This window comes from Rhizobium croatiense (genome assembly GCF_019793465.1).
Classification (GTDB): domain Bacteria; phylum Pseudomonadota; class Alphaproteobacteria; order Rhizobiales; family Rhizobiaceae; genus Rhizobium; species Rhizobium croatiense.
In genome coordinates this window covers 217,917-231,758 of sequence record NZ_JAILYJ010000010.1, presented here as the reverse complement: position 1 = coordinate 231,758, position 13,842 = coordinate 217,917, and the positions used below count along the sequence as shown (strand labels likewise).

Here is a 13,842-nt window from a genome sequence, read left to right as displayed (position 1 = left end):
CGTATGAGCAATGCGATGCGCACGCCCGCAGGGGCCATAAATGTGGAAAGATATCAGGGGGCCGTGGCCGAAGGACGCTTCCGGCGTCTCTGGAATGCCAATGCTCCCGGCTATCTCTTCCTTCTGCCATGGCTTGCCGGCTTTTTCGGGCTGACGCTCGGGCCGGCCCTGATTTCGCTCTACCTCTCCTTCACCGACTTCGACATGCTCCAGTCGCCGCGATGGGTGGGAATTGCGAATTACGTGCGCATCGCCACGGCGGATCCGAAATTCTCGGCCGCCATGCATGTCACCCTGACCTATGTCGTCTTCTCCGTGCCGTTCAAGCTGACCTTTGCTTTGCTGGTCGCCATGGCGCTGAACCGCGGCCTGCGTGGGCTGACCTTTTATCGCGCCATCTTTTACCTGCCCTCATTGCTGGGCGGCAGCGTGGCGATCGCCGTTCTCTGGCGCCAGCTCTTCGCCAGCGATGGTCTCGTCAATGCCGCACTCGCCCGGATCGGCATCGAGGGGCCGAGCTGGATCTCCCATCCGAATTATTCGATCTATACGCTGGTGGCGCTCTCGGTCTGGCAGTTCGGTTCGCCGATGATCATCTTCCTCGCCGGCCTGCGCCAGATCCCGCAGGACATGTATGAGGCGGCCAGCCTCGACGGCGCCTCGAAATTCCGGCAATTCTACAAGATCACGCTGCCGCTTCTGACGCCGGTGATTTTCTTCAACGCCGTCGTCCAGACGATCGAAGCTTTCAAGGCCTTCACTCCGGCCTTCATCATCTCAGGCGGCACCGGCGGTCCGATCAATTCGACGCTGTTCTACACGCTTTACCTCTATCAGGAAGCCTTCGGCAATTTCCGCATGGGCTATGCCTCGGCGCTCGCCTGGATCCTGGTGGTGATCATCGCGATCTTCACCGCCTTCTCCTTCCTGACCTCGCGTTACTGGGTGCACTACGATGACTGAGACGACCGCTTCCGTCACTGCGGCCAGGCCGCCATCAGACATCACCAAACGCAGTCTGCCGGCGTCGCTCGTCATCCACGCCCTGCTGATCGCCGCTTCGCTTCTGATGCTCTATCCGCTGTTGTGGATGGTCTCGGCATCGGTCAGGCCGGAAACCGAGATCTTCTCGTCGACCTCGCTCATCCCGTCGTCGATCGATTTCTCCTCCTATGCGCGCGGCTGGGTCGGCCTCGATGTCAGCTTCGGCCGGTTCTTCTGGAATTCGCTCGTCATCTCGCTGCTGGTAGTGACCGGCAATGTCATCGCCTGTTCGCTGACGGCTTTCGCCTTTGCCAGGCTGCGTTTTGCCGGCCGCAATTTCTGGTTTGCGATCATGCTCGGCACGCTGATGATCCCCTATCACGTGACGCTGATCCCGCAATATGTGCTCTTCCTAAATCTCGGCTGGGTCAACACCATCCTGCCGCTTGTCGTGCCGAAGTTCCTGGCAAGCGACGCCTTCTTCATCTTCCTGATGGTGCAGTTCTTCCGCGGCATCCCGCGCGAACTCGACGAGGCGGCGATGATGGACGGCTGCAGCGCCTGGCGCATCTATTGGAAGATCATGCTGCCGCTGTCGCTGCCGGTGCTGGCAACCGCCGCCATCTTCTCCTTCATCTGGACCTGGGACGATTTCTTCGGACCGCTGATCTACCTGAACGACATGAACACTTATACGATCCAGCTCGGCCTGCGCACCTTCGTCGACTCCACCAGCGCCTCGGATTGGGGCGGTCTCTTCGCCATGTCGACTTTGACGCTCGTGCCGGTCTTCTTCTTCTTCCTGTTCTTCCAGCGCCTGCTGATCGAGGGCATTGCCACGACGGGCATGAAACGCTGATGGCGGCAGTGGAAAAGAGTGACATGAGCATCAAGACCGTCGCGATCGTCGGCTGCGGCATCGGCCGCTCCCACATCGTCGAGGGCTATCTGCCGCATTCCGACAAGTTCAAGGTCGTGGCGATCTGCGACCTGAACGGTGAGCGGTTGGCTGCGGTCGGAGACGAGTTCGGCATCGAGCGCCGCACCACTTCCTTTGCGGAGCTGCTTACCGATGACACGATCGACATCATCGATATCTGCACCCCGCCCGGCATCCATCTGGAACAGGTGGTGGCAGCACTCGCCGCCGGCAAGCATGTCGTATGCGAAAAGCCGCTGACCGGCTCGCTTGCCGCCGTCGATACGATCATGGAAGCGGAAAAGAGTGCCAAAGGCGTGCTGATGCCGATCTTTCAGTATCGTTACGGCGACGGTATCCAGAAGGCCAAACGGATCATCGATGCCGGCATTGCCGGCAAAGCCTATACGGCTTCGGTCGAAACCTTCTGGTTGCGAAAACCGGAATATTACGCCGTGCCCTGGCGCGGCAAATGGGCGACGGAACTCGGCGGCGTGCTCGTCACCCATGCGCTGCATCTGCACGACATGATGATGCATCTGATGGGCCCGGCGGCAAGGGTTTTCGGCCGCGTCGCCACCCGCGTCAACGATATCGAGGTCGAAGATTGCGCCTCTGCCAGCCTGCTGATGGAAAACGGCGCTTTCGTTTCGCTGTCCTGCACGCTCGGCTCGCAGGAGCAGATCAGCCGGTTGAGGCTGCACTTCGAGAACGTCACTTTCGAAAGCACGCACGAGCCCTACACGCCTGGCAAGGACCCCTGGAAGATCATCGCCGCCAATGATGACGTCAGGGCAAGGATCGACCGCGTGGTTGGCGACTGGCAGCCCGTCGCGCCGCGGTTCACCACTCAGATGGGTCAGTTCCACGCCTTCCTCAGCGGCAATGGGCCGCTGCCGGTGACATCAAGGGATGCGCGCCGCGCCCTCGAACTCGTCACCGCCATCTACCAATCTTCCGATAGCGGCGCCGAAGTGCCGCTGCCGGTCGGTCCCGACAGCCCGAAATACGCCGATTGGCGCGCAAGAACGAAGTAACCGATAAATAAACGAGAGGGTTTTGAGACGATGGCAACCAGTGTCGTTCTTCAGAAGGTCGAGAAGCGCTACGGCGCGATGGATGTGATCCACGGCATCGACCTGACGATCGATCCCGGCGAATTCGTCGTTTTCGTCGGTCCCTCCGGCTGCGGAAAATCGACCCTTCTGCGCATGATCGCCGGCCTCGAGGAAATATCAGGCGGCGGGCTGCTGCTTGACAACGAGCGCATGAACGAGGTGGCGCCGGCCAAGCGCGGCATCGCCATGGTCTTCCAGTCCTATGCGCTCTATCCGCATATGTCTGTTTACAAGAACCTCGCCTTCGGCCTGGAGACGGCGGGTTACAAGAAGGCCGAGATCCAGCCGAAGGTCAAACGCGCCGCCGAAATCCTGCAGATCGAGAAGCTCCTGGAGCGCAAGCCGAAGGCCCTCTCCGGCGGCCAACGCCAGCGCGTCGCGATCGGTCGCGCCATCGTGCGCGAGCCGCGTATCTTCCTGTTCGACGAACCGCTGTCGAACCTCGATGCCGAACTGCGTGTCCAGATGCGTGTCGAGATCTCCCGCCTGCACCGGCAGCTCGGCAACACCATGATCTACGTCACCCATGATCAGGTCGAAGCGATGACGATGGCCGACAAGATCGTCGTCTTGAATTCCGGCCGCATCGAGCAGGTCGGCGCGCCGCTCGATCTCTACAACAACCCGGCCAACCGCTTTGTCGCCGGCTTTATCGGCAGCCCGAAGATGAACTTTCTGCAGGCGCGCATCGAAGAGGTCGGTGAAGCCGAAACCAGCATTCATGTCTGCGGCAATTCCGTCCGCTTGCCGCGCCGGCTGCAAGGCGAGGCCGGTGAGACCGTCACCTTCGGCATCCGCCCCGAGCATCTTTCCCTCACGCAGGGCGCCATCACGCTCTCGACCGTCAATGTCGATCTCGTCGAAAATCTCGGCGGCGCCACCATGCTCTACACCACGACGCCGGATGGCCAGTTGCTGACGGTCGCGCTCGACGGTCAGCAGAAGGTCGAGCCCGGCGCCAATGTGAAGGCTCTCTTCGATCCGGCCCGCTGCCACGTCTTCGACGCCGCCGGCAGGACGATCTGACCTAAAGCGCCCTTGGTGCGTCCGGAAGGACGCGCGCGGCTGCTTGACAGCCTATCCTGCTCTGCCCCATCATTTTGCCAGCGCCGCAAGGGGGATAGCATGACGCCTGAGGATAGGATTCATGCGCTTGGCATCTGGCAGGGTCCGATTGAAATTTCGCCGATATCTGGCGGCATCACCAACAGGAACTATCTGGTCAGCGATGCCGTCGCGCGCTGCGTGGTGAGACTCGGCACCGATATTCCGATCCACCACATCATCAGGCAGAACGAGCTTGCCGCAAGCCGTGCGGCGCACGCCGCCGGCCTGTCGCCGGCGGTCATCCACCATTCGCCCGGCGTGCTGGTGCTCGACTATATCGAGGCGCGGGCGCTGTCGCCCGAGGATATCAGGACGCCGGAAATGCTGGCCCGGATCGTGCCGCTGGTGCGCGCCTGCCACCATGATATCGCACGGCATTTCCGCGGCCCGGCGATGATCTTCTGGGTCTTCCATGTCATCCGCGACTACGCCGCCAGCCTGAAGGAGTGGGGCAGCCTCCACGTCCCACTGCTGCCGGCGTTGATCGCGAAGGCCGAGACGCTGGAGGAGGCGGCAGCGCCGTTCGAGATCGCCTTCGGCCATAACGACCTGCTGGCGGCCAATTTTCTCGATGACGGCAAGCGGCTCTGGCTGATCGACTGGGATTATGCCGGCTTCAACACGCCGCTGTTCGATCTCGGCGGGTTGGCCTCCAACAACCAACTGTCGGAGGCGGCCGAGCAAATGATGCTGGAGACCTATTTCGATCGGCCGCTGACCGATGAGCTCCGCCGCCGCTACGGCGCGATGAAATGCGCCTCGCTGCTGCGCGAGACGCTGTGGAGCATGATTTCGGAAATCCATTCCACCATAGATTTCGACTATGCCGCCTATACCGCCGAAAATCTCGGGCGTTTTGAACGCGCCTATCAAGCCTTTGAACAGGAACGATAAATGACGAAACAGTTACCGAAGACGGCCAAGGCCGTGGTCATCGGCGGCGGCATCATCGGCTGCTCGACGGCCTATCATCTCGGCAAGCTCGGCTGGACGGATACGGTTTTGCTCGAGCGCAAGAAGCTGACATCGGGCACCACCTTCCATGCCGCCGGCCTTGTCGGCCAGCTGCGCAGCAGCGCCAACATCACCCAGCTGCTCGGCTATTCCGTCGATCTCTACAAGCGGCTGGAAGAGGAAACCGGTCTCGGCACCGGCTGGAAGATGAATGGCGGTCTGCGCCTTGCCTGCAACGAGGAGCGCTGGACGGAGGTCAAGCGCCAGGCGACGACGGCGCAGTCCTTCGGTCTCGAAATGCAGTTGCTGACGCCGCAGGAGGCCTTCGATCTCTGGCCGCTGATGACAACAGACGATCTCGTCGGCGCCGCCTTCCTGCCGACCGACGGCCAGGCCAACCCTTCCGACATCACCCAGGCGCTGGCCAGAGGCGCCCGCATGTCCGGCGTTTCGATCTTCGAGGATACCGAGGTTCTCGACCTCGACATCGACAAGGGCAGGATCCGTGCCGTCATCACGGCTGAAGGCCGCATCGAATGCGAGCGCGTCGTCGTCTGCGCCGGCCAATGGACGCGGGCCTTCGCTGCCCGCTTCGGCGTCAACGTGCCGCTGGTCTCGGTCGAGCATCAATATGTCATCACCGAATCCTTCGGCGTGCCCTCCAACCTGCCGACGCTGCGCGATCCCGATCGCCTGACCTATTACAAGGAGGAAGTCGGCGGCATCGTTATGGGCGGCTATGAGCCGAACCCGATTGCCTGGGCTGAGAAAGGCATCCCCGAAGGTTTCCACTACACGCTGCTGGACAGCAATTTCGACCATTTCGAGCAGATCATGGAACAGGCGCTCGGCCGCGTTCCGGCGCTGGAGAATGTCGGCGTCAAGCAGCTGCTGAACGGCCCGGAAAGCTTTACGCCGGACGGTAACTTCATTCTCGGCGAGGCACCCGAGCTCAAAAATTTCTTCGTCGGCGCCGGCTTCAACGCCTTCGGCATCGCCTCGGCCGGCGGCGCCGGCATGGCGCTTGCCGAATGGGTGACCAAGGGCGAGCCTCCCTACGATCTCTGGCCGGTTGATATCCGCCGTTTCGGCCGTCCGCATTTCGATACCGACTGGGTGCGCACCCGCACGCTCGAAGCCTATGGCAAGCACTACACCATGGCCTGGCCGTTCGAGGAGCATTCGAGCGGGCGCCCCTGCCGCAAGTCGCCGCTCTATGACCGGCTGAAGGCGCAGGGTGCCTGTTTCGGCGAAAAGCTCGGCTGGGAGCGGCCGAACTGGTTTGCCGATCTCTTCGCCAATGAGGAGCCGCGGGATGTCTACAGCTACAACAGGCAGAACTGGTTTGACGCCGTCGAGCGCGAGCACAAGGCGGTGCGCGAGGCGGCCGTCATCTTCGACCAGACCTCCTTCGCCAAATTCGTGCTGAAGGGCAGGGATGCCGAGGCGGCACTCTCCTGGATCGCCGCCAATGATGTCGCAAGGCCCGTGGGATCGCTCATCTATACGCAGATGCTGAACGACAAGGGCGGCATCGAATGCGACCTGACCGTCGCCCGCATCGCCGAGAACGAATATTACATCGTCACCGGCACCGGTTTCGCCACCCACGACTTCAACTGGATCGCCCGCAATATTCCGGCGGAGATGCATGCCGAGCTGGTCGACGTCACCTCGGCCTATTCCGTTCTGTCGCTGATGGGACCGAATGCACGCGCCGTGCTGGAGAAGGTGACCGGCAGCGACGTCTCGAACGCCGCCTTCCCCTTCGGCCAGGTCAGAACCATCGGCATATCGGGCTGCCCGGTGCGGGCCTTGCGCATCACCTATGTCGGCGAACTCGGCTACGAACTCCATATTCCCATTGAATATGCGTCCACTGTCTATGATGTTTTAATGGCTGCTGGCGGCGAGCTCGGCCTCGTCAATGCCGGCTACCGCGCCATCGAAAGCTGCCGCCTGGAAAAGGGCTATCGCGCCTGGGGCTCCGATATCGGCCCCGACCACACGCCTGTTGAGGCCGGCCTCGGCTGGGCGGTGAAGATCAGAAAGAACATTCCCTTCCGCGGCCGCCAGGCGATCGAGCGACAGCTTAAGGAGGGTGTGAAGAAGCGCCTTGCCTGCTTCGTTCCCGACGATCCCGATACCGTGCTGCTCGGCCGCGAAACCATCTATCGCGACGGCAAACGCGTCGGCTGGCTGTCGAGCGGCGGCTTTGGTTACACGCTCGGCAAACCGATCGGCTACGGCTATGTCCGCAATCCCGAGGGCGTCACGGAGGATTTCGTCCTCTCCGGCAGCTATGAGCTCGACGTTGCAAGGGAGCGCATCCCCTGCCGGGTGTCGCTGGTGCCGCTTTACGACCCTGATATGCTGCGGGTGAAGGGTTGACGGGTTGATTTTACGGTGCGCTCGAGCGCTCCGAGGATAGAGTTGACGAGGAGAGGGCGTGCCGTGCCAGCCCGCTCTCCTATGCAGAAAACCTCAAAACAGCGGCAGCCGATCGTCCTGGATCAGGATCTCCAGCTTGTCCGAGACATCCTGCGCCCAGGCCCGATGGCCGGTCAAAGCGGTCGGGAAAAGTCCGGGCAGGGTGAACAGCGCCGCCGAAATCGCCGGGCCGGTGCGCGGCACATCGGCGATCAACGCGGCGATCTCCGCTGCACGGGGATCGCGCAGCTCGTAGCGCTCGCCATTGCCGCGTTCGCCGATCGCATAGCGCATCCATGCCGCAACGGCGATCGCATAGGTCTCTGCCCGGTCGCCGTGCGCCAGCGCCTCGCATGCCGGTTCCAGCAGCCGCTGCGGCAGCTTCTGAGTGCCGTCCATGGCGATCTGATAGGTGCGGTGTGCGATCGCCTTGTTTGCAAAGCGCGCTATCAATTCCTTGGCGTAATCGTCGAGATCGATGCCGGGGACCGGATCAAGCGTTCTCGCCGCCGCGTGCATGTGGCGATAGGCAAGTGCGGCCAGCGCGTCATCGTCCATGACGTCGCGGATGAATTCATAGCCGCCGATATAACCGAGATAGGCGAGCAGCGAATGGGCGCCGTTCAACATCCGGAGCTTCATCTTCTCATAGGCCGAGACGTCTTCGACCATCAGCGCGCCGCGCACCTTTTCCCAGGCCGGCCGGCCATTGGCGAAATGGTCCTCGATGACCCATTGGGTAAAGGGTTCCGTCTCGATCGCCGCCATATCGGTGCGGCCCGTCAGCCGCTCGGCATCGGCATAGGTCGCCTCGGTGCTGGCCGGCGTGATCCGGTCGACCATCGTCGAGGGGAAGGGCACATTCGCTTCGATCCAGCGATGCAGATCGGCATCGATGCGGGAGGTGAATTCGAGCACCAGGCGTTTCAGCACGGCGCCGTTGCTCGGCAGGTTGTCGCAGCTCAGCGGCGTAAAGGGGGCGATCCCCTTCTGCCGGCGGCGCGCAAGGCCTTCGACGAGATAGCCGATGACACCGCGCGGCGCATGCCGGTTGGCGAGGTCGGCGACGATATCGGGATGTTTGAGGTCGAGGCCGCCGGTTGCCGGATCGAAACCATAGGCCTTTTCCGTCACCGTCATGCTGACGATACGGATCGCCGGATCTTCGAGCCGCGCCAGCAGGCCGGCTGGATCGCGCGGCGCCACATGCGCCTTCAGGATCGAGCCGATCACCTCAGCCGTCGTGCCCGAGGTATCGCGGATCAGCGTCGTATAGAGCCCGTTCTGGGCAGTCAGATTGTCCGCGACATCGGGCGTGCGCAGGCTAGCCACCTCGATGCCCCAGTCGCCGCCAGCCGCGGCGAGTGCGCCATCGGTAAACGGCGCGAAATGCGCGCGAAAGAAGGCGCCGGGTCCCAGATGCAGAATGCCGCTTTTCAGCCGGCTGCGGTCATAGGCGGGAAGCTTCGCCGTCGGGGCGAGGCCGGAAAGGGTCTGCAGTCGTTCGCTCACAGCTTGTAGGCCTTCTTCGCATTGCCATAGGAAAGTTCGCTTGCCACGATCTCCGCGTCCGTCTTGGAAAGCCGGTGCTCGGCGACAAGCCCGGCGAGGAAGCGGCAGACTTCGCGGCGCCAGACATCGTGCCGCGCCGGGATCGAAAGCAGCGCGCGCGTATCGTCGTTGAAGCCCGCCATATTGGCAAAACCGGCCGTTTCCACGACCTGGTCGAGATAGCGGCGAATGCCAAGCGGGCTGTCGTGGAACCACCACGGCGGGCCGATCATCAGGCAGGGCCAATGGCCGGCCATCGGCGCCAGCTCGCGCGCATAGGTCGTCTCGTCGAGGGTGAAGAGCAGCACGCGCAGTCCAGGCGCATGGCCGTATTTCGACAGCAGCGCATTGAGGCCGCCGACCCAGTCCGTTCGCGTCGGGATGTCGGCGCCCATATTGGGGCCGCGCGTCGCAAACAGCCCGCTGTCGGTATTGCGCCGCGAGCCGGCGTGGATCTGCATCACCATGCCGTCTTCGGCCGAAAGTCCGGCCATCTCGGTCATCATCTGGCCGCGGAAGAGCTCGGCATCCTGAGGCGAAAGCGGACCCTTCAGCGCCTTGTCGAGCAGCGCCTGCTTTTCGGCAAGCGGCAGATCGGCGGTGAAGGCGGTGGGCACGCCGTGATCGGTTGCGGTGGCGCCGAACTGGCGGAAATAGGCGCGCCGGCGCCGATGCGCCTCGATCAGGCCGTCCCAGCGTGTCACGTCAGTGCCGGTGATCTCTCCGAATTTTATGAGATTGTCGCGGAAACCGACGGCGTCGGGATCGGTGACGCTGTCCGGCCGGTAGGTGGTGCGCACTCTGCCGATCCAGCCGTCCGCCGCCATCTTCTGGTGATGTCCCAGCGGGTCGAGCGCGCCCTCGGTCGTCGCGATCGTTTCGATGCCGAATCGCTGATGCAGCGCCCGCGGCCCGAATTCCGGCAGGGCAAGCTGGGCATTGATGTGATCGTAGAGCGCATCGGCATTATCTGATGTCAGCGGCTCAGTGCAGCCGAGCACGGCCGACATGGCGTGGTCGACCCAGAGGCTCGAAGGCGTTCCGCGGAAGAGATGGTAATGCTTGGCAAAGCTCCGCCAGATCGTGCGGCCTGCAGCCACCGGCTTGCCGTCGAGCCGCGGCACGCCGAGCTCGTCCAATGGAACGCCGACGCTGTGCAGCATGCGGAAGAGATAATGATCGGGAATGACCAGCAGCGAAGCCGCGTCTTCGAAGGGCTTGTCGTCGGCGAACCAGGACGGTTCGGTATGCCCGTGCGGGCTGACGATCGGAAGATTGCGCACCGTCTCGTAGAGGTCTCGCGCGATGGTCCGTGTTGCCGGATCGGCCGGAAAGAGCCGGTCCGGATGAAGAAAGCCGTTTCCTGCACCCATCAGTATTCCTCCCTGATGGATAAGGGCCTACCCCACAACATCAGGCGCGGCAAGGGCTTTTAGTAACCAAACGGTTCAGTTTTGCGCGCGGCTGCGCCGGCCATCGAAAACATTGACGAGATGGCCTATTTCCGCTTTGGGAGAACCATCTATTCTGCCGGTGTCGGCAAAGGAGGATCGATGTCCGACGAGACGAACCGCATCACCCGGCTGGAGGAAATGCTGGCCTATCAGGCAAAGACGATCGAGGAGCTTTCCGATCAGCTTGCCGAACAATGGAAGATCGTCGAGCAGATGCGCACCAAGCTCGACCGGCTGACTGAACGCTTCCTGTCGCTCGAGGAGCAGTCGCTGGAAGCGCCTGGTATCACCCGCCCGCCGCATTATTGACGGCACGCGGGGGATACCGCGTGCCCGGTTTTCCCGGCTGACGGATCAGACGCCGCCGATGCAGAGATATTTCATTTCCAGATAATCGTCGGCGCCGTGGCGCGAGCCCTCGCGGCCGAGACCGGATTGCTTGATGCCGCCGAAAGGTGCCGTCTCGGACGACATGAGCCCGGTATTGATGCCGACCATGCCGTATTCCAGCGCTTCCGCCACTCGCCAGACCTTCTTCAGATCGCCGGCAAAGAAATAGGCGGCCAAGCCGAACTCCGTGTCATTGGCCTCGGCGATGACATCCTCGGCCGTCTCGAAACGGAAGAGCGGCGCCACCGGTCCGAAGGTTTCTTCGCGCGCCACCTTCATGCCGCGCGCCACCCCGGTCAGCACCGTCGGGGCGAAGAAGGTGCCGGCGCCATCGATGCGCTTGCCGCCGGTCAGCACCTTAGCGCCCTTGGCAAGCGCGTCGCCGACATGGTCCTCCACCTTGGCAAGGCCCTGCTCATCGATCAGCGGCCCGATCTCGACACCTGCGGTGAAGCCGTCACCGACCGACATCTCGGCGACCTTGGCGGCAAGCTTGGCCGCAAAGGCGTCATAGACGCCCGACTGGATGTAGAGGCGGTTGGCGCAAACGCAGGTCTGGCCGGCATTGCGGTATTTGGAGGCGATCGCGCCTTCGACGGCGGCGTCGAGATCGGCATCGTCGAAGACGATGAAGGGCGCATTGCCGCCAAGTTCCAGGCTCACCTTCTTGATCTGATCGGCGCACTGCCGCATCAGGATGCGGCCAACCTCGGTCGAACCGGTGAAGCTGATCTTGCGCACCTTGTCATTGCCGCAGAGCTCGCGGCCGATCGCCGGGCCGTCGGTGCCGACGATGAGATTGAAGACGCCGGCGGGGATGCCGGCCTGTTCGGCGAGCACTGCAAGGGCGATCGCCGTCAGCGGCGTCTGTTCGGCAGGCTTCGAGACGACCGTGCAGCCGACGGCCAGCGCCGGCGCGATCTTGCGGGCGATCATCGCCGCCGGAAAATTCCACGGCGTGATCGTGCCGACGACGCCGACCGGCTGCCGGATGACGATCATGCGCTTGTCCTGGGACGGCGCCGGGATCGTCTCGCCATAGATCCGCTTGGCCTCTTCGGCGTACCATTCGATATAGGATGCGGCATAAAGGATCTCGCCGCGCGCTTCCGCGACCGGCTTGCCCATTTCGGCGGTCAGGATTGCGGCGAGTGCGTCGGCATTGGCGACCATCAGGTCGAACCATTTGCGCAAGGTGGCGCTACGCTCCTTGGCCGGGCGTGCAGCCCAGGCCGGCTGGGCGGCATAGGCCGCATCGATCGCCGCCCGCGTCTCGCCGACTCCCATATCGGGCAGTGAAGCAAGCAGCTCGCCCGTTGCCGGATTGAGCACGTCGAAGGTCTTGGCGGCGTCGCCCGATGTCCAGACGCCGTTGATATAGCCGGCGTCGCGCAGGAACGGCGAAGAGAAGGGAACGTGCTTGGTCAGGGCGGTGGTGAAAGCCATGTCATATCTCCTTTTGGGAGAGGCTGCCGGTCGCCGGCAGCTATTGAAATCCGGTTCGGTTACTTGGCCGCGCTCGCTTCCAGCATCGAGGCCTCGAGAATGTCGAGCGCCTCGCCGAGAACCTCGTCCTGGATGGTGATCGGCGCGAGGAAGCGGATGACGTTGCCGTGGACACCGCAGGTGAGCAGGATCAGACCCTTGTCGAGTGCGATCAGCCGCACCCGGTTGGCGAATTCGGCGCTCGGCAATCCGGTCGTCCGATCATTGAATTCGACGGCGTTCATGAAGCCCGGCCCGCGGATATCGGCAATCTCCGGCACGCTCTGGCGCAGCGATTCCAGCCGCTGCTTCAGCCGGCCGCCGAGCAGGTTCGCACGGTCGCAGAGCTCCTCTTCGGCGATGACGTCGAGGACGGCATGGGCGGCGGCGATGCCGAGCGGATTGCCGCCGTATGTGCCGCCGAGTCCGCCCGGTCCCGGCGCGTCCATGATTTCGGCGCGGCCGGTGACGGCGGCGAGCGGAAAGCCGCCGGCAAGGCTCTTTGCCATCGTCGTCAGGTCGGCCGCCACCTCGTGATGGTCCATCGCGAACATCCGGCCGGTACGGGCAAACCCGGTCTGCACTTCGTCGGCGATCAGCAGGATGCCATGCTGGTCGCAGAGTTCGCGCAGCGCCTTCATGAAGGCTGCGGGTGCGGAATAGAAGCCGCCTTCGCCCTGCACCGGCTCGATGATGATGGCGGCGACCCGCTGCGGATCGACATCGGCGGCAAAGAGCTTCTTCAGCGCCGCCAGCGACTGGTCGGCGGTGACGCCGTGCAGTTCGACCGGGAAGGGGACGTGGAAGACGTCGCCCGGCATGGCGCCGAAGCCGACCTTGTAGGGCACCACCTTGCCGGTCAGCGCCATGCCCATGAAGGTGCGGCCGTGAAAGCCGCCACCAAAGGCGATGACGGCCGAACGGCCGGTTGCCGCACGGGCGATCTTGACGGCATTTTCCACCGCCTCGGCGCCGGTCGTGACGAAGATCGTCTTCTTTTCGAAATCGCCCGGCAGCAACGCGTTCAACCGTTCGGCAAGGCTGACGTAGCTTTCGTAGGGAACCACCTGGTGGCAGGTATGGGTGAAATGGTCGAGCTGATCCTTGACTGCCGCGATGACTTTGGGATGGCGGTGGCCGGTGTTGAGAACGGCGATGCCGGCGGCGAAATCGATATAGCGGCGGCCTTCCTTGTCCCAGATCTCGGCATTCTCGGCGCGGTCCGCATAGATCTGGGTGGTCATGCCGACGCCGCGCGAAATCGCGGCGTTCTTCCGGTCCGTAAGGCTTGTCGCGGTCATCGATCTGCTCCTGTAGCAAAAGGGCGAGAAAATTATCTTGCATAAGTTCTGCAAGATTCACGAAATTCCTACATTTTTTCTGCAAGAAAACAAGCGGCATTTTTTGCTTCAAACATCACGCGTTTTGATGAATGCTCGCGCGACGAGAA

Annotated in this window: 11 protein-coding genes; 7 read left to right on the top strand and 4 right to left on the bottom strand. The window is 62.8% G+C overall.

Annotated features, from left to right (window positions below; translation table 11 throughout):
* Window positions 1-3: 3 nt before the first annotated feature.
* The 6 genes from K6M89_RS18160 (at window position 4) to K6M89_RS18135 (ending at window position 7,473) form a co-directional block, all read left to right on the top strand.
* Window positions 4-963 carry a carbohydrate ABC transporter permease gene (locus K6M89_RS18160; protein ID WP_222140391.1) on the top strand — a complete coding sequence of 320 codons (960 nt, stop codon included), beginning with the start codon at window positions 4-6 and terminating at the stop codon, window positions 961-963.
* The gene (locus K6M89_RS18155; protein WP_097581247.1) at window positions 956-1,843 is read left to right on the top strand and encodes a carbohydrate ABC transporter permease; all 888 of its coding nucleotides are present in this window, start codon (window positions 956-958) and stop codon (window positions 1,841-1,843) included. The genes K6M89_RS18160 and K6M89_RS18155 overlap by 8 nt, the downstream gene beginning before the upstream one ends.
* Complete coding sequence (locus tag K6M89_RS18150; RefSeq protein ID WP_222140390.1) at window positions 1,843-2,940, top strand: Gfo/Idh/MocA family protein; 1,098 nt, start codon at window positions 1,843-1,845, stop codon at window positions 2,938-2,940. The genes K6M89_RS18155 and K6M89_RS18150 overlap by 1 nt, the downstream gene beginning before the upstream one ends.
* Before the next feature lie 30 nt (window positions 2,941-2,970).
* Window positions 2,971-4,047 carry an ABC transporter ATP-binding protein gene (locus tag K6M89_RS18145; protein ID WP_097581248.1) on the top strand — a complete coding sequence of 359 codons (1,077 nt, stop codon included), beginning with the start codon at window positions 2,971-2,973 and terminating at the stop codon, window positions 4,045-4,047.
* 99 nt (window positions 4,048-4,146) lie between these two features.
* Window positions 4,147-5,022: a choline kinase family protein gene (locus tag K6M89_RS18140; protein WP_222140389.1), complete on the top strand. Its 876-nt coding sequence runs from the start codon at window positions 4,147-4,149 to the stop codon at window positions 5,020-5,022.
* Complete coding sequence (locus K6M89_RS18135; RefSeq protein WP_222140388.1) at window positions 5,023-7,473, top strand: GcvT family protein; 2,451 nt, start codon at window positions 5,023-5,025, stop codon at window positions 7,471-7,473. It abuts the gene before it with no gap.
* A 93-nt stretch (window positions 7,474-7,566) separates the two neighbouring features.
* Here K6M89_RS18135 and K6M89_RS18130 read toward each other — a convergent pair whose 3' ends face one another.
* Both K6M89_RS18130 and uxaC read right to left on the bottom strand, forming a co-directional pair.
* Complete coding sequence (locus K6M89_RS18130; RefSeq protein ID WP_097581251.1) at window positions 7,567-9,024, bottom strand: mannitol dehydrogenase family protein; 1,458 nt, start codon at window positions 9,022-9,024, stop codon at window positions 7,567-7,569.
* The gene (uxaC, locus tag K6M89_RS18125) at window positions 9,021-10,436 is read right to left on the bottom strand and encodes a glucuronate isomerase (protein ID WP_222140387.1); all 1,416 of its coding nucleotides are present in this window, start codon (window positions 10,434-10,436) and stop codon (window positions 9,021-9,023) included. Before uxaC ends, K6M89_RS18130 begins: the two co-directional genes overlap by 4 nt.
* A 180-nt stretch (window positions 10,437-10,616) precedes the next feature.
* Between uxaC and K6M89_RS18120 the strand changes: the two genes are divergently transcribed.
* A complete protein-coding gene (locus tag K6M89_RS18120) occupies window positions 10,617-10,826 on the top strand; it encodes a SlyX family protein (protein ID WP_064681619.1) in 210 nt (69 codons plus the stop codon).
* Between the two features lie 45 nt (window positions 10,827-10,871).
* Here the strand turns inward: K6M89_RS18120 and K6M89_RS18115 are convergent, their stop codons facing one another.
* Both K6M89_RS18115 and K6M89_RS18110 read right to left on the bottom strand, forming a co-directional pair.
* Window positions 10,872-12,353 (bottom strand): NAD-dependent succinate-semialdehyde dehydrogenase, encoded by a 1,482-nt coding sequence (locus tag K6M89_RS18115; protein ID WP_097581253.1) that lies wholly within the window; start codon window positions 12,351-12,353, stop codon window positions 10,872-10,874.
* A 59-nt stretch (window positions 12,354-12,412) separates the two neighbouring features.
* On the bottom strand, window positions 12,413-13,693 hold the full coding sequence (locus tag K6M89_RS18110; protein ID WP_222140386.1) for a 4-aminobutyrate--2-oxoglutarate transaminase: 1,281 nt from the start codon (window positions 13,691-13,693) through the stop codon (window positions 12,413-12,415).
* Between the last annotated feature and the right edge of the window lie 149 nt (window positions 13,694-13,842).